Source organism: Burkholderia catarinensis (assembly GCF_001883705.2).
GTDB classification, from domain to species: domain Bacteria; phylum Pseudomonadota; class Gammaproteobacteria; order Burkholderiales; family Burkholderiaceae; genus Burkholderia; species Burkholderia catarinensis.
Window position 1 is genome coordinate 258,132 of record NZ_MDEQ02000006.1, and the last position, 23,117, is coordinate 281,248.

Here is a 23,117-nt window from a genome sequence, read left to right on the forward strand (position 1 = left end):
GCGTCATTCATCCGTCATCGCCAGCAGCGCGTCCGCCATCGGCAGCCGCGTCACGAGCGCACACGGCTTCACGTCGCCCGCGCGAATGCCGGCCCGTTCGGCCGCATGCTGCAGCAGATCGCCGAGCCGCGCCGGCGATCGGCCCAGCCGTCGCACGCGCAGCGGGCCGAGCTGGCCGAGGCGGCATGCATGCGCGTAGTGGAACGCCTGCGCCAGTTCGGCTTCGACGGCTGCGCGCATCGTGTCGGCTGCGTCGTCGCCGATGTCACCGGCGACGCACAACACGTAGTGCGGCAGCCCTTCTCGCACCGCGCATGGCACGATGCACGCACTGACTTCGCCGTGCTGCCCGCGCGCGCGGTTCAGCGCATCGGCCGCGATCCGTTCGTCGAGCTTCTCGCCGACGAGATCGACGCTCGCCGCCGCACGCCCGACGAATGCAATGCGCGGCGTGCGTTCGGTCATGCCGACCACGCGCACGCGATCGCCGAGTGCATAGCGATATAGCCCGCCGCCCGTGGTCAACAACACCTGTACGTCGTCACCCGGTCGCAGCGCTTCGGCACCGCACACGCTGCCGTCGTCGCGCACGAATTCGAGGTAGTGGCTGCCGATCGCGAGCGGGCAGCCGTCGCCCGCGCCGAATGGAATGCTGGCAACGCCTTCGGTCGCGAACAGCCCCTTCGGCAACCATTGCACGTTCGGGAACCGCACGCGCAACGCGTCGGCGTAATGCCGGCTCGGGCCGTCCAGCCAGCAGCTCACGGCGGCCAGACGCGGCCACAGCGCACGGCAATCGGCGTCCGCGATCGCTCGACGCAACGCAGCGCGACGATCGGCCGGCAGCGACGCGTCGACCCACGCGAGATCGCGCGCGCCGTCGGCATCGTCGCGATCGAACAGCGGACGCAGCACGCTCGTCAGGAACGTCGGGCTCCACACGCTGATGAACGCGAGTGTTTCGTCGGCAACGAGCGTGCGCAGGGTCTCGCGCCGCCACGTCGACGCGTCGCCGGTCAGCGGCGGCACGAGCAGCGTCGACGCGAGTGCGGCCGCGCTGCTATCGCCGAGGTAATCGAGATCGCTCGCCGACCCGACCGGAATCCCGTTCGGCGCGACGCCGGGCGCCTGCAGCGGCGGCGACATCGACCAGTACGCGCGCCCTTCGCCGAGCGCGGGACACGCGCGAACCATGTCGGCCAGCCACACGATCATCGCGGCCTGCAGTTCGCGCAGGAACGCGGGCGTGTACGGAATCAGCTTCTGGCGCGCGGTGCTGCCGCTCGTCCGTTCGAGGAACAGCGGGCGCTCGGCGGTCAGCACCGGTTCCTGTTCGTGCGACACGCGATCGAGCCATGGCAGGAAATCGGCGGCCGCCTGCACGGGCACCCGCTCGCGAAACTGCGCGGGGCTGTCGATCCGGTCGAAGCCGAACCGGCGGCCGAACGCCGTGTCGCGGTTCGCGGCGAGCAGCGCCATCAGCCGCCGCGCCTGCGCATCGCCCGGCGCTTCGAGGCCGGCCTGCCAGCGATCGACGTCCGGCTGCGCGGCGCACGCGAACGCGCGCCATGCGGCGGCCGGGCTGCGGGCGGAAGCGTCCATCAGAAATAGGTCTTGTCGAGTTGCGCGAGATCGTCGGGCAGACGGCGCGGCGGCACGAAAATCGTGAGCCAGCCGTACCACAGCGGCCGCGTCTCGCGCAGGTCCGACGCCGCGTGCATATCCTGCCAGCGCAGCGCGGGCCGACGATGATGCGTCAGGTTGTAGTTGAAGTTCAGCAACAGCCAGCGCACGGGTGCCGGTGCGCGCATGTTGTACGTGCCCTCGACGACGTCGAGCGGCGTACGCATGTGGTACACCCATTGCAGCGACGACCACGAGAACGCGAACGCGACATACGCGGCCAATACTGCCGACACCGACCAGTCGAGCAGCCAGCCGGCCAGCAGCCACGCGCCGACTGCGGCGAGCGTTTCGTAGCGGATGCGGCGGAAGTCGGCCGTCGTGAATTCCTTGAAAGCAGCCGCATAGGTGTTGTCGTCGCCGCGCGCGGCGAGCCGCTGCATCGTGCGGCCGGGCACCAGTGCCAGCACGAAGCTGCCGATGAAACTGCCGAGCCAGATGCCGCCGAGGATCGCCGCGTAGTATTCGATCCGCTTGCGCAGCAGCGATTCGTCCGCGGTCGCGAAATCCGCGCGCTCGGCGCGCGTGCGGTTGCGCACGTGATGGCCGAGATGGTTCACGTGAATGAGCGTCGCGGCCGTGCCGAACATCGTGGACGCCCACCACATCATCATATAATTCGCGATCGGCCGACGATGCCCGAACCCGTGAAAGGATTCGTGCATCATCGAGAATACGCCCTGCATCACGAGGCAGAACGGCACGAGCACGAGCCACTTGATCGCGCCGGCGCCGGTATGCGACAGCCATGCAAGCGTGCCGGCCCACACGATGCTCTGCAGCGCGAGCACCAGCAGGTTGGTGCGATCGTAACGTCGGGTTTGCGCCGCAGCGGCTTGCGCGCTCGGTCGGTTCATGGCTCGGAATGGCTCGAAATGGTGGTTGTTTGCACGGGAGAATACAACAGATGCGTCAGCCGCCGGTAACGGCCCGCACCCCGCTCATGACGGGGCCGAACTAGCATGCGGCCGTTTCGCCGCGCGCCCGCCGCGAGCACCGCGTCGCGCATGCCGTCGCGCGATGTGCGCTTCGCGATCGACGGGCGCATTCCACGCTTCTGGTATCGCGGCACCTGCCATGTCACGCGTTTCTTCGACGCGTTTTCCGTGATGTTCCCGCTCGGCGAGCGCTTCTTCATCGAAAGCGTGCAGCCGTTTCGCGACCATGTCGGCGGCGATGCGGCGCTCGCGGCCGATGTCGATGCGTTCGTGCGGCAGGAAGCATCGCATATCCGCGTGCACCGGCTCTACAACGCGCGCCTCGCGTCGCAGCGCGTGCCGGTCGACGCGCTCGAAGCGCTGCTCGAAAAGCGCCAGCGCAATGCCGCGCGGCAGGTATCGCCCGTCACGCGGCTCGCACTGACGGCGTGCCTCGAGCACTACACGACGATCCTCGCGCACCGCCTGCTGAGCGACCCGGCGATCCTCGACGGCGCCAATCCGACGATGGCGGCCGTGTGGCGCTGGCATGCGATCGAGGAAACCGAACACAAGACCGTCGCGTTCGACGTGTTTGCCGCAGCCATGCCGAACGCGGCGCGACGCTATGTCGTGCGCTGCGCGGCGATGCTCGGGATCTCCGTCTACTTCGTGATCGACCTGGTCTATTTCGTGCACCGCCTCGTCGCGGTCGACGGGCAGACGTGGAACCTGCGCGGCTGGCTGCAACTGCTGCGCTGGCTGTTCATCGCGCCGGGGATCTTCACGCGCGTGATGCCGATGTGGCTGTTCTGGTTCTCGCCGCGTTTCCATCCCGATCGCCTCGATAGCGACGCGGCGCTGCGTACGGCCCGCGCCGCGCTCGAACCGTATCTGGCCACCGCCGAACGCGAACCGGAGTCGCACGCATGACGCGCGCGCCGTGGACACCCGACGGATTCGACGACTGGCGCCACCACTATCCGGCGACACCGTTCGCACGGGCCGCCCCGAACCTCGACCTGACCGACGCGTTCGTCGGTGGCTGGACGCGACGCACCGCCCGCCTGCCGCTGACGACAACCGTCGTGTTCGTCGCCGGCCTTTACTCCGAATGGCTGCCCGGCTGCAATCGCGGCGCACGGCAGACGCTCGGCGCGGCCGGCTATCGTGTCCTGACCGTGCCCGTGCGCTCCGCGCGCGGCGTGTTCGATCAAGGTGCGCATATCGGCGCATACCTGCGCGCGCATCTGCCGGCCGGCGGCGAATTTGTCGCGCTCGCGCACAGCAAGGGCGGCATCGACACGCTCGCCGCGCTCGTCGGCAATCCGGTGCTGGCCGCGCGTTGCACGGGAATCGCGCTCGTGCAGCCGCCGTGCGGCCCGTCCGCGATCGTCGATACGATCTTCCGCCACGGCGCGCCGCCGCACGTGGCCACGCCGTGGCCCGACCGCATCGCACGCCGCATGTTGCGCACGCGCTGGGCGGATGCCGGCACGCGCGACATCAGCAGCCGGCGCGACCCGCGTGTCGGCGCGATGCTCGCGGCACTGCCGCGCGATCTGCATCTCGTGCACGGCGTGAGCTGGTCCGTCGAAGCATCCACGCGCTTCGATTCGCATCATGGGCGGCTGAACGGCCATCGTCCCGGCTGCGCGCATGACGGGCAGTTCTATCTCGAACACCAGGTGATGGCCGGCATCCCGCAGGTCTGCCTGCCGCGACTCGATCACGGCCAGCCCGTACTCGGCGGGCTCGGCTTCGACGCCGGCCGCTTCTGGCTCGCGTTCGCCGACCTGCTGCACGTCACGCGCGGTCAGACCAGGTAAATCTCGAACCCCGGGACGCGGCCGGCCAGCAGGCCGTCGATCGGCTCGGCCGGCGCGTCGGTCGACAGCGTATAGAGATCCATCGGCGTACGTGCCGCGTAATAGCGCGCGAGCGCCGGCCATAGCGAATCGCCGTCGTACAGGCACAGCTGCATCAGCGCATAACGACTGCGTACGCGCAACCATGCGGCATCGAGCAGCGCCGCGAATACGGACGGATCGCGGTCGCGCACCTGCAGGTGCGTCAGGTAGACGTCGCGCAGCGGCTCGCCGGGCGCCGCGATACGCGGGCGGCGCAACACGGGCGCGAGCGCGTTGAACGCGACGCGGATCGTCTGCAGCGGCAACGGCAGCCGTTCGAGCACGATCCGCTTGATGTCGCCCGCATCCCACGGCGCAACGCAGCCGAGCAGGTTGCCGCGCGCATCGAGCGCGAGCAGGAATGAACCGATGCCGAACGTCGGCCACGTGTCGAGCCGGCGCGCAAACTCGTCCGCCGAGAACACGCCGCCGAACGGCTGGCGGCGCGACTCGGCATCGAGAAACGCGCGCAGCGCGTCCGTGTGATGCAGCTGTGCGTCGACGATCCGGATGCCAGGCACGCCGCGCGGCGCGGACGACAGCCCGCGCTGCGCGTAGATCGACACGTTCTCGTAGCCGTGCCAGTGCGAGAAACGCAGCCGGTTCTCGCGCCGCGACCGCGCAAGCGACTGCACCGCGAGCCGGTTGTCGCGGATCATGCAGCAATACGCATGGTGCACGCCGGCTTCCGCACGCAGCGTCGCGAAACGTTCGCGCACCGAATCGGTCCACTCGCGCGACAGACGCCGGTCGGGCATCACGCGCAGATCGCCGAGATAGGCGACCGGCTGCGCACGTTCGCCGAGATAGCCGTCACGCACGACGAGGCTCGCGAGCCCCTTCAGCGACGCCTGCTCGCCCTCCGCGAGCCACACCTCATGATGCTGCGCGTGGCAGCGATGCAGCGCGAAGTAATCGGGCGCGCGGTCGAAGCGCAGCGGCAGGCTGCCCTGCATCGCGTGGCGCGCCTGGAAATCGAGGATGCGCGCGTTGTCGGCCGGTTGTGCGAGACGGATCCGCATGTGCACCGCTCACGCGCCGTCGAACAGCCGGCGCGCGAGCGGCCGCAGGTTCGACGCCGACAGTTCGCACAGGCACACGAGCTCGTCGCCGCGTGCAAAGCCGGGGTTGCGCGCGAGGAAGTAGTCGACGTCGGCCAGCCGCCGGTGCGCGACCGGCACTTCCGCGAGCGTCGGCGTGAGCCGGCCCTGCGGCGTGCCGAACGACAGGATGCCTGTGGCGGGATCGTACGCGTGCCCGTAACGGCTGGCGGCCAGGTAATCCATCAGGTCCTGCGTCGCGGGGGCGGTGACGTAGTCGACGCGCGGCGTGTAGTCGCGCGCGAACGCGCGCAGGTAGCGATAGGTGCGATGCCCCTTGCAGATCAGGAACCAGTACAGCGGCACGGCCGGCGCCTGCCGCCACACATCGCCCGCATGACGAATCCACGCAAACGCGAGATGCTGCGTGCCCCAGTGCGCGGGGTCGATGATCGTATCGCCGGAAAAGATCACGCGGATCGGCGCGTCGCGCCAGTGCGCATCGTACTGCTTGAGCGTCGAAAAGCCCTGGATCGCGCCGCCGCCGTCGCGCAGCACAATGCAGTGCGTCTTGTCGCCGAGGTCGCGGTCGAACTGCGCGCGGCCCGTGTCGCAATAGGACGCCGCATACAACGAGAACATCCGTTCGATGTCGTCCTGGCCCAGGGCCGCACATTCGACGGCGGTGGCACGCAACTCCATCGGGTACTCCTGCAAGACTGAACAGCTTGCTATGATAGCCCGTTACCCGCCCGCTCCCGCCATGTCCAACGCCGTTTCCCGCCAGGATGCGAACGACACGCCAATCGCCCGGCCATGGCTGCTGCTCGCCGCCTATCTCGTCGTGACGGGCGTGTCCTACTCCTTCGTCTCGCACCTGCCGCTCGGGCCCGTCACGGTCATTCCGGCGAGCGCGCTCGATCGCGCGATTCCGCTGCTGCCCGGCACCGTACCGCTTTACCTCAGCTACCTGTTCGCAATGCCCGCGCTCGTCTGGCTCGGGCGCGGCCGCGCATGGCTGCTGCCGGCATTCTTCGCCGGTGCGCTCGCGGCCGGATTTTGCCTCGTGAGTCATCTGCTGCATCCGACCGCTGTGGTATGGCCGGCTGCCGAACGAGGCTGGATCGCGTGGCTGCAGCGGATCGACTCGCCGCTCGCCGCATCGCCGAGCGGGCACGTCGCGCTGCCGGTCGCCATCGCGATCGTGTTGCTGGCGCGGCGGCAGCGGTGGGCCATGCTGTTCGTCGCGTGGAGCGCGCTGCTGATGGCGACGGTGCTGACCACCGGCCAGCATCGCGTTGCGGATGTCGCATGGGGCAGCGTGGTTGGCATCGCGGCCGGCACGGTGACGCTCACGCTGCTGCGCGCAACAGTCGATCTGCGCACGGTAGCCGTGGCGTTGCTCGAATGGGCGTGCATCATCTTGGCGATCCGCGTGGCCGTCGCGCTCGGCGCGTGGTACCTGTATGCGCTCGCCGTGCTCGTCGTCGCGACGCGGCAGCATGCGCTGTTCATCCTGTATCACGACGCGGTCCACTATCACGTCACGCGCCGGCGCGGCCTCAACGACTTCCTGGTCAACGTGGCGATCGGCGTGCCGGGGCTCGTGCCTGTCGAGTTCTACCGGCCGCTGCATCTCGCGCATCACCGCCATCTCGGCACCGCGCAGGATCCCGAGCGCCAGTTCCTCTATCACGACCAGCCGTGGCAGTTCCGGCCGCTCGATGCGTGGCCGCTCGCGCGGCAGTTCCTCGGCGACCTGTTCGTGCTGAACATGGTGCGCAACATGGCTGCTTTCCGGCGCGCGGGCGGGCGGAACGCGCGGCCCGGCCGGCCGTTCCAGGCGGCCGCGGCGGTGTGGGTGGCGATCGTCGTGCTGCTCGTATGGACCTGTTCCGCGCGGACGATTCTGCTGGTCGCGGCGCTGTGGTTCGTGCCGCTGCTTACGCTGTCGGTGCTGCTGCAGAAGATCCGCAGCATGGCCGAGCACAGCGGCGGCCCGCATGCGACGCCGGGCTGGGCCGACTGGACGTATTCATGGCGAACGGGCTGGATCGGCCGCGTGTTGGTGTGGCCGTATCACATCAACCTGCATCTGCAGCATCACCGGAATCCGGCGGTGCCGTGGCATGCGCTGCCCGACGCAATCGAGGACGACGAGCACCAGCTCGACGCGCCGGAACTGGCCAGACTGCTGTGGTCGGGCATCCCGCCGAAGCCGTGACCGGCGACGACGTGCGCGATACCGCACACGTCGCCCTTTCCCCTTACTTCGCGATATACACGCCCGACGTCGGGCACGTGCCCTGCGTATTGCCGTCCGTCACGAGCGACGCGGCGCTCGGGAACTGCTCGGCCGCATTCGTCTTCACCGCGATCCACGCTTCGGTGAAATAGCTGACGCCATTCGTCTTCGTGCACTTCAGCGACACCGCGCTGCGCGTATTGCTGCCGAACGCGCCTTCGAACGCGGACAGCAGCTGGTTGCGCGTCACCGTCTTGCCCGCGTTCGCCTGCAGGAACGTGTTGAACGACGTGTTGCCGAGCCGGCTGATCATGCCCGACGCCTGGTTCCAGTACGCATCGGCCGATGCCGAGTTCGAGCAGGTGCCGTGCTTGAACCACTCGTGCTTGTCGAGGCACGACGCGACGCCCGGCATGTACGTCGACAGCGTGTTGCGGGTCGCGCCGCTGATCGGGTAGGCGTCCATGCTGCACCACTGGTGCGCGTTGTCGAGGTTGATGTCGTTCTGCGGCACGCCGCAGTAGAACGGCTGGTTGCCGTCATAGCGGTTCGGCCACAGGCCATGCAGCGACAGGCTCGTCGCCGCGTACGAGCCGGCGAGGTTCGTACATTCCGGTGTGTCGTGCGACACGCAGAAGCCGGGCTCCCACGACGCGGCGAGCAACAGGTAGTCGTAGCTGTTCTGCGCGGTGGCGTGCAGCGAAGCGGAAGCGACGGCGAATGCGGCAGCGGCGCGGGCGAGCGTCTTGAGCATGGCGTTTCCTCGGAAAAGGCTTGCGGTCGCGGGATGCGCCGCAAGATTGTCGAATGTCTGTCCGCGATTGTTGCCGACGCAACATGGCACGAATGTGAAGGTAGACGAAAGAATTCGCGGTGCGGCGCCGAACCCGTTACAACCGGTACCGGTACCAACGGCTGCCTTCCGCCGCATGCGACGCCGGCGTACCCTGTCGCCACCTTCATCGTGCGTCCGCCTGTACGGCGGACGTGACCATCGACCGCCTCGATCGCGAAACGGGCTTCGACATCGCGCTGCGCTTCACGGCGCCGCTTTCGCAGACGCAGCAAAAACTCCGTGCGCGGCGCAGTGCAGCCCTCTCCGGTCGCCCGCACGCCGAGCAAGCCGGTACGGGTCAGGCCGGCCACGATCGCAAGCGGCTGACCGTCCGGGTCCGCCAAGGAAGCCGCACTATCGACGCAGGCTCGTCGACGATCGAACGCCACACGCCAATGGCTTGCCGTCGCTCACGATCCGGCGCCGAGCTGCGTGCACGCGCGCGCCACCGACTCGGGCCCTTCGAGCGCGAGTATCTGCCACACGCCGATGCTCACTCGCTGGCGCGCCGCCGTCGACGCATCGGCCAGCAGCGCCTCGACGCGCGGCACGGCGTCCGGCGCCTGCTGCTTCAGCGCCGCGTGATGCCGCGCGCGCGGTGCCGGCCCGGGTTCGTACACGTCGCAGAGGCGCACCATGCCGGCCAGGCCCGCAAGGTCGTCGTCCTTGTCGATCGGACCCGGCTCGACGGGCGCGAGCCCCTCGCGCTCCGCAGCCGGCAGCTTGTTGCGTGCGCCTTCGTCGATCGACGTGGCGGACGCCGGCGGCAGGCCGCCGATCGCCGCGACGATCCGGCTGCCCGCGGCGATCATGTCGCCCTGGCACTCGATCTTCTCGGCGGCCGCGACTTTCGAGCAGAACGACACCGAGATCCGGTACACGTCGTTGCTCATGCGCGGCACTTCGTCCGCGCTCGCCTGCGCGAGACCGGCGCACGTCAGCGCCAGCGCAGCGGGAATCAGGATGCGGAAAGCGCTCGTCTTGTTCATTGTTTTGCTCGCTTGCGGGTTGTTGTGGCGGGCAGCCTCGCCGGGCCGCGCGGCGGCGGCCCATGTGACGCCGGGCCCTCGTCCGGCGCCACGCGTTTCACTTCATCGACGCGGCCTCCGGTCCACCAGGCGACAGCGCCGCGCTGTCCTGCTCGCGCCATGCGCGGCGCGACGCCATGATCGCCTTCACCGCCGAGCGCGCGACCTTCCACCACGCGAACGGCCGCGGATCGGCGAGCATGCTGAGCGCGCGCGCATAGTCGAGCGTGAGCCCGGGCGTCCAGGCCATCGTCACCGCGCGCTTGCGGATCTGCGCGGCGACCCACAGCTCGGGCGTGAGCAGCAGCCGCACGAATGCGCCCCAGCCTGCATGCGCGCCCTTCAGCCGCCACACCGCGCCGTCGAGCGCGGCTTCGAGCGCGTTCGACACGGTGCTCGAACAGTTGCGGTACGTGAGGTTGTACGTCTCGTTCTGCCGGTACGACGACCAGAATGCGTCCAGCTTTGCCGGATCGTAATTCCGGATGCGCACGCGCACGGTCGACGGACACCACGCGTTCGACTCGGTCGCGTAGTCGGGCTGGAACAGGCCCGGCACGTCGTTTTCGCGCGTCGCGCGCAGGATGCGCGTGAATTCATCCGGAGAACGATCGATTTCGACGCCCGGATACAGGCTGATGTAGATGCCCTCCGGCGACTCCAGCGCCGCGTGCCCGGTCGAGATCACGCCGTTGGCGTCCACCGCCGCGATATAACGGTCGATCACCGGATAGCGCTGCGCTTCGGCCTTCGACGTGCCGGTCGGCGTCCACACGTGCACGGTAAGCGCATGCTCGCCGTCGGCCGGCGGGCCGTCCCATTCGGACTGCGAGAAATGCGGCAGGTCGCACGCATCGTCGAGGTCGGGCGCAATCGCCGGCGCGGGCGACGTCGCGAACGCCGGATTGCGCGTCAGCCGCCGCACGCGCGCGGCGATGCTCAGCATGTGCATCCCGCCGAACATCAGCAGCAGGCCGAGGCAGTACGGCACGGTGCCTACGTAGTGCGTCGGGTACGGCTGAAAGAAGAAGATCGCCAGCAGGATCTCGACGACACCCCACGCGAACGCGACGTTCCAGCGGCGGTAGCGCACCATCCACGCGGACGTGCACTGCAGCAGCCCGTCGACGAGGAACAGCGTGCCGAAGATCATCGACAGCAGGAAGTGGCCATGGTGATGCCCCGCGAACACGAGCCCGGCGGCCACCACGACCACGATCCCCTTCACGTAGCGCAGGACACGCTGGCCGCCGACGCCGCTGCCGGCCACCGCAAGCGTCGCGAGCCCCTCGATCAGGAACAGCCACGCAAAGATCTGGATCGGAAAGTGCAGCGCGCCGTCGAGCGCATCGACGAAGATCACGATGCCCGCGACGACCCACAGCCAGCCAAGCACGGTCAGTCCGCGCCAGCGGGTACGCAGATATTCGATGCCCAGCAGCAGCAAGACCAGTCGTACCATCGCGCCCTCGTTGTCATTTTTCGGGATACGCGCGGCCACGCGTCTCCTGTCATTTCGGCCGCGCATCATGTGACGCACCGGTCGGAAGGCGGCAATCGTTGCCGGCGCGTCATGCCTCGACATGACCGATGGCGGCCGGCTCGCGCCGCTCTCGCCGAATAATAAGATATGACGGAGCCGGTTGAAAGCCTGTTGAAAAGCCCGCTGAAAACGTCTTCGGCGCGGCGCGGGCGGGGCCGCCCCTCGCTGCCACGGCAGATTTCCCGTTCGACAACGTGCGGCGGATACGCGAGAATCCCCTTCCGAGGGCACCAGCCACCGCACCGCACAAGACGGAAACAACAACAAATGAACGTATCGATCACGCGCCGGCGCCTGCTGGCCGCCGCCATGGCCGCAAGCAGCCTCGCGCTGTCGGGCTGCTTCACGCCGAAGCTGTACAAGGACGACGCCTACAGCGAAGGCGTGTCCGGATTCATGATTACCGAGGACGGCAAGAAGCTGGTCGTCCTGGGCACGCGCTACCATTACATCTTCGATCTGCCGGCCCAGTTGCGGCCGGTACTGCAGTCCGGCTACCGGAAATCGCTGCGCACGACGTTCATCGGCTTTCATGCGAGCGGCGGCAGCGTCACCGGCCACTACCGGATCGTGTTGCCGAAGGACGCGTCGGACGACGATCGGCAGGCGGCCGCCGCCGACGGCTTCACCGCCGCGCAAGCCGGTCTCGTGCTCGAAGGCGACATCGGCGGCAAGCGCTATTCGACGGAAGGCTTCGCCGGGAAAGACAAGGCGGCCGCGCAGCCGTTCAACCGGCCGTATTCGATCTACATCAAGCAATCGCCGTCCGCCCTCGGCATGGGGCTGCGGATTCTCGCCACGCCGGTCACGGTTGCCGCCGACGGCGTGCTCGTGCTGGGCGGCGTCATCCTGGTTCCCATCGCGCTCGTCGTGCTCGAAGCGCAAGGGGGATTCCACCTTCATCCGTAACCGCCGCGGCACGCGCGACGGCGCGGCGGCCGCACCGACCGGAGCATCGCCATGACCGCTTCACCGCTTCACACGCCACCGCTCGGCCCACAACTGAAGCGCTGGCGCCTGCTGCACCGCGTGAAGCAGAGCCATGCCGCCGAACTGTTCGGCGTCGCGCAATCGACGATCTCCCGCTGGGAAGCCGGCCTCCAGCAGATGTCGCCCGCCGAGCGCGCGACGGCCGAGCGGCTGCTCGCCGCGCGCGTCGACTCCGCGGGCGACCACGCGCTCGCGCGGCTCGTCACGGGCAGCGCGGGCCGCATGCATCTCGTGTGCGACCTCACGCACCGCCTGCTCGCCTGTTCGCCGGCGCGCGCGGCCGAATTCTCGCAACCGCTGCCGGTGCTGCTCGGCACGTCGCTGTGGCGCTATGCGACACCGGAGATCGTCCGCATGGAAGCCGCGCTCGACACGCTCGGCTGGCATGACCGCGCAGGGCCGCCGAGCGTGGAGTTCGACACCGGCGCGAATGCGTCGCGCGTCGTGCCGATCCGCGGCAGCACGTGCCGGTGGACGCGGATGACGCTGTCGGACGGTTCGGCCGTGCGGCTCGTGGAAACGCTCGCAACGTGCTAGTGTCCTGTTCCACTGATTCGGGAACAAAGTCGATGTAGCTTTTCGAGGATGGAGTCGGCTGACGCGGTCCAGACGAACGGCTTGCAGTTTTCGTTGTAGTGGGAAACGAATTGATCGATACGCTTGATCAGTTGCTTGACCGAGCCGAACGAGCCTCTACGGATCGCCTTGTCGGTGAGCTGGCGCGCTCATCAGCGCGGAAATGTGCCGAAGTCGACTTTCACCGGCGGCGGTAACGTCCTGAACTGCTCAGCGAGGTAGTTGCCGCGATCCGCCGCCGCCGCCCTTGCACGCTCGGCGGCAATGTGCGAGGCATTGTCTTTCAGGCCGAGCGATCGAACGCGCCTGTCGTCGCCGACGAAAACCGTCCGTGCCCAACCGTAACCGCCGGGTGCATATTCGTGGAAATAGGGCACGCGAAACCATGCGCGGCTATCGTGAACATAATCGTCGAGCAAGCGGATCGCGGCACGAGGCAGCTTTCGCACGGCCTCGTCAGACGTGTGCTTAAGCAGGAACGGCAGCATCTCCGGCCTCGGCGTGAGAACAAAATCCAGTATCGGCTGATACGGGGCGACGGCGCCGAGCAATTGCATCACCCGATCACGTTCCCCCATCCATGCAGTCGCCGACCCTTGCCTACGGTGCGAAACGACATCCTTTCGTTCGACCGTCAGGTAATACGCATTGGCGTTCTGCTCCAAGGGAATTGCCTTTCCGATCGGCCCCTTCTTTACCTTCACCGTGTCTGCCGGTGGGAGTGCCCAGTACACCTGCCAACGCCATCGCTGATCGGGATACAGGTACGCCAGCAAGAGCCGGAACTCTTCCGCGGCTTCCAGAAGGTCGGTCTTGTCGTTCGTCATCACGTCCGTTGTGCCCTCGCCAGGGCGAGGCGGTTTCCCCGCTGCGGCCGCGAGGATATCGGCATCTTTTTTCTTGATTTGCTCGTCAAGTTCGGCCGCCTTTTTCTTGAACGGATTCGCGAGGGCCGGAATCGCAGGCATGCTGAGCGCAGCAGCTTCAAAATCTGCCTTTTGCTTCTCGAGCTGGTGCTTCTCACGTTTCAAGTCGTCAAGCCGCGAAGTCGATGTGGCCTTGCTCCCGATTCGCGTTTCCAGTCCGTACGGCGTGACCTCGTTTTCAGGCGCATGACGGAAGAATTCCTGCGACGTGATGTAGGCCTGAGGATTTCCATAATCCGCGCGCAAGGTACGCCACGCGAGCGACTGGCCCATGCCAATGCGAAGTGCCGATTCGACGCTGTCGAGGGGCTTTTGATTGACGGTCGAGAGCCAGTCGTTAAAGGCGCGGGCAACGCTTGAAGATATACGGAAATCCTGCTCCACGATCTTCGGAAGTGGAGTTTTACCAGTCTTTACTGCTAACGGCACTCCGGCCTTTAGTGCCTCGATATACATGTTGTGCAAGGCGATCTGACTCAGCTTGCTACTATCACCGTCCCGCGACTTGCCTTCTTCGTTGAACGCATAACCGCCCCCCACATCCGAATGCACTCCCGGGTAGGCCATTTCAACCCTGCGCGGTGCACCGGCCGGATAGTCTTGCTTTTCCCGAATGGAATCGAGCGGAAAGCTCATCCGCTGTTCGTGAATCGAGAAATAATGCACACACTTTTTGACCGACGCAGGGATGTTGAGGGCACCTCCTGCTGTCCATGCCCAGTGCCCGTCAAGGTCCGCCAAATTGATCGCCGCGGTAACGGTGTCCGGCAGTCCGACCGATGCCACCGTGTCGAAAATTCCGAGGAAATTGACCTCGAACGGAATCGCCCCGGCAATCATTCCATCCGGTGCCCAGATGCTGATGAGGCGGTTGACAAATACACGCGCGCTCGCCGCACCGCGCGAGAACCCAAAAACGTTCACCCATACTTTCTTGATCGAACGATTGAGTTGACCGCCGGGCCCGCTATGCTTCTTCTGAAGCGCTGACAGTTCCCCGTGGAGACGCTCCAGCTTCGCCCGAGTCTTGTATCCGTAATACTTCCGTGAAGCGGTTGCGAGAGGCCCCGCCACAGGAAAAACCGTGGACATCCTTCCAACGCCCCGGGTCATCGTGTCGTTCGAGGCGATGACATCAGCGTCGATCGATGCACACAGGGCGCGGGCTTCCGTGTGATCCAGCAGCGCGCTACCTGTCATTGCCTGATGCAGCGCGTTCAGCAAGCGGGTGTACCCCCACGCCACGCGCATGCCGAAACCAAGAGCAAATGCCTTGCCTTCCGACGAGAAGGCTGTTTCACCGATTTCAGGAAACGGAGTTCCAACGCCGGGGACGTATTCGGAGAAAATTCCTATCGACTCGTTTCGAGGGCAAGCACGAAACAATCTGGCGACGTTGCTATGCGTGGGTTTTTCCGCGCTCTCCGCGTCCCATTTCATATTGTTATTCGTACCATCGAAGAACAGATTAACCCGCAGCGTCTGCGGGCAGCCTGGCTTCTCTTCTACCAGGGTACTTTCCCCCGTCAGTCGGGCAGTTTCCCCTTCGGACAAACGTCCTTGCTCATTGAATGGTTCAGGCCAGCGGATTACGTTCATCACACTTCTCCTTATTTCTTGCTCAATTCAGGGTCCAGCACACCCTGCACGATGTAGGGATCCTGCTCAGCTGGTTTAACTGGCATTGGTGGCTTATCCTGAATTTCAACGCGAATACGGTCGCCTGAAAGGAAATGCACCCAAAAGCCATAGGTCCGTGGCCCATACGGCGGCACCTCCGTCGTTGCAGTAAGCCACTGGTCACCGCTACGATCGTCGTCGTAAGGGCGCGTGTCCCGTCGCCACTTGACGACCAGCTTCATGCCAGGCCGCCATTTGGAAGGAATACCGATACAGCACATACCGCCACTTTCCGAGCGCTCCTGCCCTGCCTCCTTCGGAAACATGTTTGCCCCCCCCGCGGACAGTTGTTGGCCCTCGTTGGTAACGTGGAATTGGTCGATGTAGTAGTCGGTATAGTTATAGCCACCCACACTGGACGGATTGCTCTCGTTTTCATCCGAGCAACCCGCCAATGTCAACAACCACCCAACGACGAATAGCGTAGCGAAACGCTTCCAGACAAACACGGTCATTTCCCAACCTCCTGTTTTTGGAGTGCCTTCCCGTAGATCGGCAGCGCTGCGCCCTTGAGTGAAAGCGCGCGGGATTGAGTCAACATCACCATTTACCTTGCCTCCATTGTTCGCGGACCGATGACGGTCGCGCCGCAACCGGTCTTGTCGCCGCGATTGCTGACGCCTCGGCCGCGATGCGTGCGCAGGCCGCTTACCAGCTGCGGAAACACGCCGCCGCATCGAGGGGCACCTCACCCCGTGGCCGTCGAGCGCGACGGGAATTCCCCCATGCTTCAACTCGCCGGCCGCCTCGATGACTTCGCCGCCGTGGTCGGTGATATCGCCCAGACGGATCACGTCCCATCCGTGTTGGTCTTTCACGCCCTCTCCTGTTGTTTTGTCACAAAGAGATAGATGAGATGCCCTTACGGCATCCTGTGACACGAGCGGAAAAACTCTACAGCGGTTCGCTCAAACCCTTTCTCAAAATTGGATCGCGGTGATTTCAGGCAAGAGGGAGAGAGAAGGAATTGCGCGGAATCGCAACGGTGTGCAATGGGCTGGGCGACGCGTTTATTCCGTGCACCGCCCTTTTTATAGTCGAAAAACCTCGCGGCCACCTGTCCCGGAAACCGCTCGGCACCTGAACATTTATTCTCGGCAAGCACGGACAACATCGATGCCGCGTCGTCAACACGACATCGACCATGTTCGCCTCGGTTCACTTGTTCTTGCCGAGTAAGTTGGACGACAAGTGGAGCTCATTTGCGTGGATCATGTGCTGCTCCTGTCAGCCGTGCTGAACACGGTGCACGTCGCCGCCTCCGCTTGCACATCGGCCAGCCGTGCCCGGAAGTACGCAAGATTCGGCAGCAGGTCGGATAGCGGGCTGCCGCCCATCCCTCGACGTGGGCAAGCTGCTCGATCAGGTCGATGACTTCGGCGCGTAGTTGATCACCCTCGGCGGCTGACGGCGAACCCAACAACGTGATCGCGCAACGCCTGCAACTCACTCGCGCCACGGTGGGCAAATGGCGTGTGCGGTTTCTGGAGCAGCGCATCAGCGGGCTCTATGACGAAGGTCGTCCCGGCAAGCCACGCTCGATCAACGATGAGCGACTCGCTCAACTGATTCACAAGACCCTGCACACGAAGCCTGCGGATGGCTCCACGCACTGGAGCGTGCGCACGATCGCCGCCGAAACCGCCATTTCGCCAACAAGTGTGCATCGTTACTTCAAGCTGCTGGGCCTGCAGCCGCATCGCAGCGAAAGCTTCAAGCTCTCGACCGATCAGTTCTTCATCGAGAAATTGCGCGATGTAGTCGGCCTGTACCTGAGCCCACCGGAGAACGCCTTGGTGTTGTGCGTGGACGAGAAGAGCCAGTGCAAGGAGTTGCATCGTCGACAACTACAGCAGTCACAAGCATCCGAAGGTAAAGGCGTGGCTGGCGACACGCCCCCGCTGGCACATGCATTTCATTCCCACCTACAGTTCGTGGCTCTACCAGGTCGAACGCTTCTTTGCGTCGATCACCGACAAGGCGATCCGTAGAGGCTCGTTCGGCTCGGTCAAGCAACTGATCAAGCGTATCGATCAATTCGTTTCCCACTACAACGAAAACTGCAAGCCGTTCGTCTGGACCGCGTCAGCCGACTCCATCCTCGAAAAGCTACATCGACTTTGTTCCCGAATCAGTGGAACAGGACACTAGCGCACCGCGCATATTTCATGCGTGGACGAACCGCGACCGGCCGCATTACGCTTGACCGCTCATCGCAAGGACGCCGACCATGAACCCCGATACGATCCACGCGCGGCTCGATTTCCTGCGCGAAACCGAACGGCTGAAGGACGTGCTGCGCAGCGGCCACACATCGGGCGGACGCCCAGAAAGCACCGCCGAGCACAGCTGGCGGCTGTGCCTGATGGCGCTCGTGTTCGCCGACGCGCTGCCCGGCATCGACACGCTGAAGCTGCTGAAGCTGTGCGTCGTCCACGATCTCGGCGAGGCACTGCACGGCGACATCCCCGCAATCGAGCAGGCCGCGCACCCGGACAAGAGCGCGCACGAACGCGACGACCTGCTGACACTGACCGCATCGCTCGATCCCGCGCAGCGCGACGAGATCGTCGCGCTGTGGGACGAATACGAGGCGGCCGCGTCGCCGGAAGCCCGCGCGGCGAAGGCGCTCGACAAGCTCGAAACGATCCTGCAGCACAACCAGGGCAACAATCCGCCCGATTTCGACTACGCGTTCAATCTCGGCTACGGTCGACGCTATACCGACGCCGCGCCGCTGTTCAGCGCGATCCGCGATATCGTGGACGCCGATACGCAACGCCGGATCGACGCGGGCGTACAGCGCGCGTAAGCTCGCGGGATCGGGCGTGGGATCGGCCGCGCCCCCCTTCCCCGCCGCTTTCACAGATCGCAACAATGACGCCGCCCGGCATTCGCTCCGGTGCGGCGTTCGCACAATTCAGCACAATTCCCACACGATTTGACGCGAATTCCTCGCTTACCATGAGCGCCTGATTCGACTCGGCACGCCCGCGCGATGCGTACGCGGATGCCGTCGCGGGCAACACGCCCGGCATGCGAAGCCGATCGGATCGTCCCGCCCGGCCGCACGCATTGCCGGCGCCCGCTTCATCCTCGCTGCGTTCTCATGACTCAGAAGACCCATCGCCGCCGGCGCATCGTGCTGGCCACCCTTGCCGTCGTCGCGATCGTCGCCGGCGTCACGCTGAAGGCCTGCGCGCCCGACAAGCATCCGCAATACCTGTCCGCACCCGTCACGCGCGGCGATCTCGAGAACGCGGTGCTCGCGACCGGCGCGCTGCAGGCGTTCAAGCAGGTCGACGTCGGCGCGCAGGTGTCCGGGCAGTTGAAGACGCTGAAGGTCAAGCTCGGCGACAAGGTCACGAAGGGCCAATGGCTCGCCGAAATCGATCCGGTGATCTCGGAAAACGCGTTACGCCAGGCGCGCGCCAGCGAAGAAAGCCTGCGCGCGCAGCAGCAATCGACCGCCGCGCAACTGACACAGGCGGAACTCGCGTTCCGCCGCCAGCAGGCGATGCTCCCCGACGATGCGACGTCGCACGAGTCGTTCGAGGCCGCGCGCGCGACGCTCGACGTACAGCGCGCGACACTCGCTTCCTTCGCCGCACAGATCCGTTCGGCCCGCATCCAGATCGAGACCGCGCAGGCCAACCTCGGCTACACGCGCATCGTCGCGCCGATCGACGGCGAGGTCGTCGCGATCGTCACGCAGGAAGGCCAGACCGTGATCGCGCAGCAGCAGGCGCCGGTGATCCTGAAGCTCGCGGATCTCGACACGATGACCGTGAAGGCGCAAATATCGGAAGCCGACGTGATCCGCGTGCGTGCCGGCCAGACCGCGTTTTTCACGATCCTCGGCGAACCGGACAAGCGCCACTACGGCAAGCTGCGCGCGATCGAACCGGCGCCGCAGAACTTTGCGGAAGCGCAGAGCGCGCTCGGCAGCGGCACGAAGCCGAACAGCGCCGTGTTCTACAACGCGCTGTTCGACGTGCCGAATCCCGAGCATCGGCTGCGCATCTCGATGACCGCGCAGGTCAGCATCGTGCTCGACCGTGCGCGCAACGCGCTCAGCATGCCGGCCGCCGCGCTCGGCGAGAAGCGCAAGGACGGCACGTATACCGTGCGCGTGCTGCGCGCCGACGGCAGCACGGAAACGCGCAACATCCGCATCGGCATCAACAACAACGTGCGCGTCGAAGTGCTGGCCGGCCTGAAGGACGGCGAACGCGTCGTGATCGGCGAAGCCGCCGCGGACGAGCACGCGCCGCTGGCGGACGTGGTGTGACGATGAGCCAGCCCCTGCTGAAACTCGCTGCCGTCACGCGACGCTTTCCGGCCGGCGACAAGGACGTCGTCGTCCTGAACAACGTCAACCTGTCGATCGACGCGGGCGAGATCGTCGCGATCGTCGGCGCGTCGGGTTCCGGCAAGTCGACGCTGATGAACATCCTCGGCTGCCTCGATCACCCGAGCGAAGGCACCTACACGGTCGGCGGACGCGACACGCAGATGCTCGACAGCGACGAACTCGCGCAGTTGCGCCGCGAGCACTTCGGCTTCGTGTTCCAGCGCTATCACCTGCTGCCGCACGTCGACGCGGTCGCGAACCTCGAAATGCCCGCGATCTATGCGGGCACCACGCGCACGGAGCGGCATGAACGCGCCCGCGCGCTGCTCGCGCGCCTCGGGCTCGCGGATCGCGCGCACCACCGGCCCGGGCAACTGTCCGGCGGCCAGCAGCAGCGCGTGAGCATTGCGCGCGCGCTGATGAACGGCGGCCAGGTGATCCTCGCCGACGAACCGACCGGCGCGCTCGACACGAAAAGCGGCCAGGACGTGATTCGCATCCTGCACGAGCTGAACGCGCTCGGCCACACGATCGTCATCGTCACGCACGACAAGGATGTCGCGCGCCATGCGCGGCGCATCATCGAGATCAGCGACGGCGAGATCGTCGCCGACCGGCCGAATCGCCACTATGCGGAAGCCCTCGTTGAAGCCGGCACCGACGTGGCAGAAGCGGCAGCCGGCGCGCCGTCCGAACGCGATCGCCACGGTCGCCACGACACGCCGCCGCCCGCCGATGTCGATGTCGATGTCGATGCCGATGCCGCCGCCAATACCGGCACGCGCGCGCGGCGCTTCGCGGCCGGCACCGGCCGCTTCGCCGAGGCCTGCCGGATGGCATGGATCGCGCTCGTGTCGCACCGGCTGCGCACGCTGCTGACGATGCTCGGCATCATCATCGGCATCACGTCGGTCGTGTCGATCGTCGCGATCGGCGAAGGCGCGAAGCGCTACATGCTCGACGAGATCGGCAGCATCGGCACCAACACGATCAACGTCTATCCGGGCACCGACTGGGGCGACAGCCGCGCGGACGCGATCCAGACGCTCGTGCCCGCCGATGTCGCCGCGCTCGCCGAGCAGCCGTACGTCGACAGCGCGACGCCCGAAACGTCGCGCACGCTGCTGCTGCGCTACCGCAACATCGACGTCAACGCGCTCGTGAGCGGCGTCGGCGACCGCTTCTTCCAGGCGCGCGGGATGCGCTTCGCGCTGGGCGTCGCGTTCGACGAGGACGCGGTGCGCCGCCAGGCGCAGGTGGCCGTGATCGACCAGAACACCCGCCGCAAGCTGTTCGGCGCGACACGCAACCCGATCGGCGAAGCGATCCTGGTCGACAACGTGCCGTGCGTCGTGATCGGCGTCACGGCCGACAAGAAGAGCGCGTTCGGCAGCGTGAAAAGCCTGAACGTGTGGGTGCCGTACACGACCGCGAGCGGCCGGCTGTTCGGCCAGCGCCATCTCGACAGCATCACCGTGCGCGTGCGCGACGGGCAGCCGAGCGCCGCCGCCGAGAAAAGCCTCGAGAAGCTGATGATCCAGCGCCACGGCCGCAAGGACTTCTTCACGTACAACATGGACAGCGTGGTGAAGACCGTCGAGAAGACCGGCCAGTCGCTGACGCTGCTGCTGTCGCTGATCGCCGTGATCTCGCTCGTCGTCGGCGGGATCGGCGTGATGAACATCATGCTCGTGTCGGTCACCGAGCGCACGCGCGAGATCGGCATCCGGATGGCGGTCGGCGCGCGCCAGTCCGACATCCTGCAGCAGTTCCTCGTCGAGGCCGTGCTCGTCTGCCTGCTCGGCGGCACGATCGGCATCGCGCTGTCGTTCGGGCTCGGCGCCGTGTTCTCGATGTTCGTCGCGCAGTGGAAGATGGTGTTCTCCGCCGGCGCGATCGTGACGGCGTTCGTCTGCTCGACGCTCACCGGTGTGATATTCGGTTTCATGCCCGCACGCAACGCGTCGCGGCTCGATCCGATCGATGCGCTCGCGCGCGACTGACGAAAGGCCTGCCATGACGCATTCCTCACCGCTGCGCCGCCTGGGCGCATTCGCGTGCGCCGCCGCGCTGCTGGCCGGCTGCGCGGGCGCGCGCCACGAGCCGCTGCCCGCCGTCGCGATGCCCGCCAACTGGGCGGCGCCGGTCGCGGCCAACGCGCCGGCCACGACGCGCGACTGGTGGCGCAGCTTCGGCGATCCGCAACTCGACGCGCTGATCGACGACGCGCTGCGCGCCAACAACGACCTCGCGATCGCGGCGATCCGCGTGTATCGCGCGCAACTGCAGGCCGGGCTCGCCGACACGAACCTGACGCCCTCCGTGTCGCTCGGCGCGAACGGCGCCGTGTCGCGCACGCTCGATACGCATCGGACTAGCCGCTCGAGCGGCGTCAACGGTTCGCTCAGCTATGAAATCGACCTGTGGGGCCGGCTGGCCGCGCTGCGCGATGCCGCGCGCTGGGAGGCCGACGCAACGGCCGCCGATCTCGAAGCCGCGCGGCTGTCGCTGATCGGCACGACGGCGTCGCTGTACTGGCAGCTCGGCTATCTGAACCGGCAGATCGCGCTCGGCGACGCGAACATCGCGTATGCGGTGCGCACGCTCGCGGTCGTGCGGTCGCGCCACGCGGCCGGCGCCGTGTCGGGGCTCGATCTCGCGCAGGCCGAACAGAGCCTGTCCGAGCAACGCGCCGCGCAGACGCGCCTGATCCAGCAGCGCACCGAGAACCGCCATGCGCTCGCGATCCTGTTCGACCGGCCGCCGCAGCAGCGCGCGGCCGAACCGCCGGCGCTGCCCGACGCGGCGCCGCCGGACGTGGCGGCCGGCCTGCCGGCCAGCCTGCTCGGCCGGCGCCCCGACCTGCGCGCGGCGGAATTCCGGCTGCGCGAGTCGCTCGCGCAGGTCGACGCGACGCGCACGAGCTTCTACCCGGCCTTCACGCTGACCGGCCAGGCCGGCACGTCGAGCACGAGCCTCGAGCGCGTGCTCGCGAATCCGGTCGGCACGCTCGGGCTCGGCCTCGCGCTGCCGTTCATCCAGTGGAACACGATGCAGTTGCAGATCAAGGTGTCGAAGACGCAATACGAGGAAGCGGTCGTCGGGTTCCGCCAGCGGCTCTACACGGCGCTCGCGGAAGTCGAGAATGCGCTGTCGGCGCGCGTGCAGCTCGAACGCGAGGCCGAACAGCGCGCGCTGTCGCTGGCCCAGGCGCGGCGTGCCGAGCAGCTTGCCGCCGCGCGCTTCGCGGCCGGCGCGACCGCCGTGCAGCCGTGGCTCGACCAGCAGCAGGTGCTGAGGAACGCGCAAAGCGCCGACGAACTGACGCGGCTGAACCGGCTCAACAACCAGATGACGCTCTACCGCGCACTCGGCGGCGGGACGTCCTGA

At 66.6% G+C, this 23,117-nt stretch carries 18 protein-coding genes and 3 pseudogenes; 10 read left to right on the forward strand and 11 right to left on the reverse strand.

Features of this window, described 5'->3' with window-relative positions; translation table 11 throughout:
* Positions 1-3: 3 nt before the first annotated feature.
* Together BFF94_RS12200 and BFF94_RS12205 are read right to left on the reverse strand one after the other, a co-directional pair.
* Positions 4-1,602, reverse strand: coding sequence for a GH3 family acyl-acid amido synthetase (locus BFF94_RS12200; RefSeq protein WP_219139381.1), 1,599 nt, complete (start codon positions 1,600-1,602; stop codon positions 4-6).
* The gene (locus tag BFF94_RS12205) at positions 1,602-2,540 is read right to left on the reverse strand and encodes a fatty acid desaturase (RefSeq protein WP_128845974.1); all 939 of its coding nucleotides are present in this window, start codon (positions 2,538-2,540) and stop codon (positions 1,602-1,604) included. Before BFF94_RS12205 ends, BFF94_RS12200 begins: the two co-directional genes overlap by 1 nt.
* A gap of 105 nt (positions 2,541-2,645) precedes the next feature.
* Between BFF94_RS12205 and BFF94_RS12210 the strand changes: the two genes are divergently transcribed.
* Together BFF94_RS12210 and BFF94_RS12215 are read left to right on the forward strand one after the other, a co-directional pair.
* Entirely contained in the window at positions 2,646-3,533 is an 888-nt protein-coding gene (locus BFF94_RS12210; RefSeq protein ID WP_128845971.1) for a metal-dependent hydrolase, read from the forward strand.
* Positions 3,530-4,429 carry a hypothetical protein gene (locus tag BFF94_RS12215; protein WP_219139382.1) on the forward strand — a complete coding sequence of 300 codons (900 nt, stop codon included), beginning with the start codon at positions 3,530-3,532 and terminating at the stop codon, positions 4,427-4,429. The genes BFF94_RS12210 and BFF94_RS12215 overlap by 4 nt, the downstream gene beginning before the upstream one ends.
* On the opposite strand, the gene BFF94_RS12220 is transcribed toward BFF94_RS12215, so the two are convergent.
* Together BFF94_RS12220 and BFF94_RS12225 are read right to left on the reverse strand one after the other, a co-directional pair.
* Positions 4,417-5,532 carry a hypothetical protein gene (locus BFF94_RS12220; RefSeq protein WP_128845969.1) on the reverse strand — a complete coding sequence of 372 codons (1,116 nt, stop codon included), beginning with the start codon at positions 5,530-5,532 and terminating at the stop codon, positions 4,417-4,419. The two genes, BFF94_RS12215 and BFF94_RS12220, sit on opposite strands and share 13 nt — an antisense overlap.
* Before the next feature lie 9 nt (positions 5,533-5,541).
* Complete coding sequence (locus BFF94_RS12225; protein ID WP_128845967.1) at positions 5,542-6,252, reverse strand: hypothetical protein; 711 nt, start codon at positions 6,250-6,252, stop codon at positions 5,542-5,544.
* Positions 6,253-6,313: 61 nt separating this feature from the next.
* On the opposite strand from BFF94_RS12225, the gene BFF94_RS12230 reads away from it, so the two are divergent.
* Entirely contained in the window at positions 6,314-7,774 is a 1,461-nt protein-coding gene (locus BFF94_RS12230) for a fatty acid desaturase (RefSeq protein ID WP_128845964.1), read from the forward strand.
* 43 nt (positions 7,775-7,817) lie between these two features.
* Here BFF94_RS12230 and BFF94_RS12235 read toward each other — a convergent pair whose 3' ends face one another.
* From BFF94_RS12235 to BFF94_RS12245, 3 genes are all read right to left on the reverse strand, one after another.
* The gene (locus tag BFF94_RS12235) at positions 7,818-8,549 is read right to left on the reverse strand and encodes a ribonuclease T2 (RefSeq protein ID WP_128845961.1); all 732 of its coding nucleotides are present in this window, start codon (positions 8,547-8,549) and stop codon (positions 7,818-7,820) included.
* 491 nt (positions 8,550-9,040) lie between these two features.
* Positions 9,041-9,619 (reverse strand): hypothetical protein, encoded by a 579-nt coding sequence (locus BFF94_RS12240; protein WP_219139383.1) that lies wholly within the window; start codon positions 9,617-9,619, stop codon positions 9,041-9,043.
* Between the two features lie 97 nt (positions 9,620-9,716).
* Entirely contained in the window at positions 9,717-11,120 is a 1,404-nt protein-coding gene (locus tag BFF94_RS12245; RefSeq protein WP_128845959.1) for an HdeD family acid-resistance protein, read from the reverse strand.
* A gap of 348 nt (positions 11,121-11,468) precedes the next feature.
* On the opposite strand from BFF94_RS12245, the gene BFF94_RS12250 reads away from it, so the two are divergent.
* Both BFF94_RS12250 and BFF94_RS12255 read left to right on the forward strand, forming a co-directional pair.
* Positions 11,469-12,110 (forward strand): hypothetical protein, encoded by a 642-nt coding sequence (locus BFF94_RS12250; RefSeq protein ID WP_128845956.1) that lies wholly within the window; start codon positions 11,469-11,471, stop codon positions 12,108-12,110.
* Between the two features lie 51 nt (positions 12,111-12,161).
* Positions 12,162-12,728 (forward strand): helix-turn-helix domain-containing protein, encoded by a 567-nt coding sequence (locus tag BFF94_RS12255; protein ID WP_219139384.1) that lies wholly within the window; start codon positions 12,162-12,164, stop codon positions 12,726-12,728.
* Here the strand turns inward: BFF94_RS12255 and BFF94_RS12260 are convergent.
* The 4 genes and pseudogenes from BFF94_RS12260 to BFF94_RS38440 all read right to left on the reverse strand — a co-directional run.
* Positions 12,725-12,907 (reverse strand): annotated as a pseudogene (locus BFF94_RS12260) (IS630 family transposase); the annotation flags it as partial. The gene BFF94_RS12255 and the pseudogene BFF94_RS12260 sit on opposite strands and share 4 nt — an antisense overlap.
* Before the next feature lie 12 nt (positions 12,908-12,919).
* Positions 12,920-15,292, reverse strand: a complete 2,373-nt coding sequence (locus BFF94_RS38555; RefSeq protein WP_128847085.1) for a T6SS phospholipase effector Tle1-like catalytic domain-containing protein — start codon at positions 15,290-15,292, stop codon at positions 12,920-12,922.
* Positions 15,293-15,303: 11 nt separating this feature from the next.
* Positions 15,304-15,828 (reverse strand): DUF3304 domain-containing protein, encoded by a 525-nt coding sequence (locus BFF94_RS38435; protein WP_128847083.1) that lies wholly within the window; start codon positions 15,826-15,828, stop codon positions 15,304-15,306.
* Between the two features lie 92 nt (positions 15,829-15,920).
* Positions 15,921-16,191, reverse strand: a pseudogene (locus BFF94_RS38440) (PAAR domain-containing protein).
* 579 nt (positions 16,192-16,770) lie between these two features.
* Here BFF94_RS38440 and BFF94_RS12280 point away from each other — a divergent pair.
* The 5 genes and pseudogenes from BFF94_RS12280 to BFF94_RS12300 all read left to right on the forward strand — a co-directional run.
* Positions 16,771-17,524, forward strand: a pseudogene (locus BFF94_RS12280) (helix-turn-helix domain-containing protein); the annotation flags it as partial.
* A 79-nt stretch (positions 17,525-17,603) separates the two neighbouring features.
* On the forward strand, positions 17,604-18,185 hold the full coding sequence (locus BFF94_RS12285) for an HD domain-containing protein (RefSeq protein ID WP_128847313.1): 582 nt from the start codon (positions 17,604-17,606) through the stop codon (positions 18,183-18,185).
* Positions 18,186-18,482: 297 nt separating this feature from the next.
* Positions 18,483-19,664, forward strand: a complete 1,182-nt coding sequence (gene macA / locus BFF94_RS12290) for a macrolide transporter subunit MacA (protein WP_128847310.1) — start codon at positions 18,483-18,485, stop codon at positions 19,662-19,664.
* A gap of 2 nt (positions 19,665-19,666) precedes the next feature.
* The gene (locus BFF94_RS12295; protein ID WP_219139385.1) at positions 19,667-21,730 is read left to right on the forward strand and encodes a MacB family efflux pump subunit; all 2,064 of its coding nucleotides are present in this window, start codon (positions 19,667-19,669) and stop codon (positions 21,728-21,730) included.
* Between the two features lie 13 nt (positions 21,731-21,743).
* The gene (locus BFF94_RS12300; RefSeq protein WP_219139386.1) at positions 21,744-23,117 is read left to right on the forward strand and encodes an efflux transporter outer membrane subunit; all 1,374 of its coding nucleotides are present in this window, start codon (positions 21,744-21,746) and stop codon (positions 23,115-23,117) included.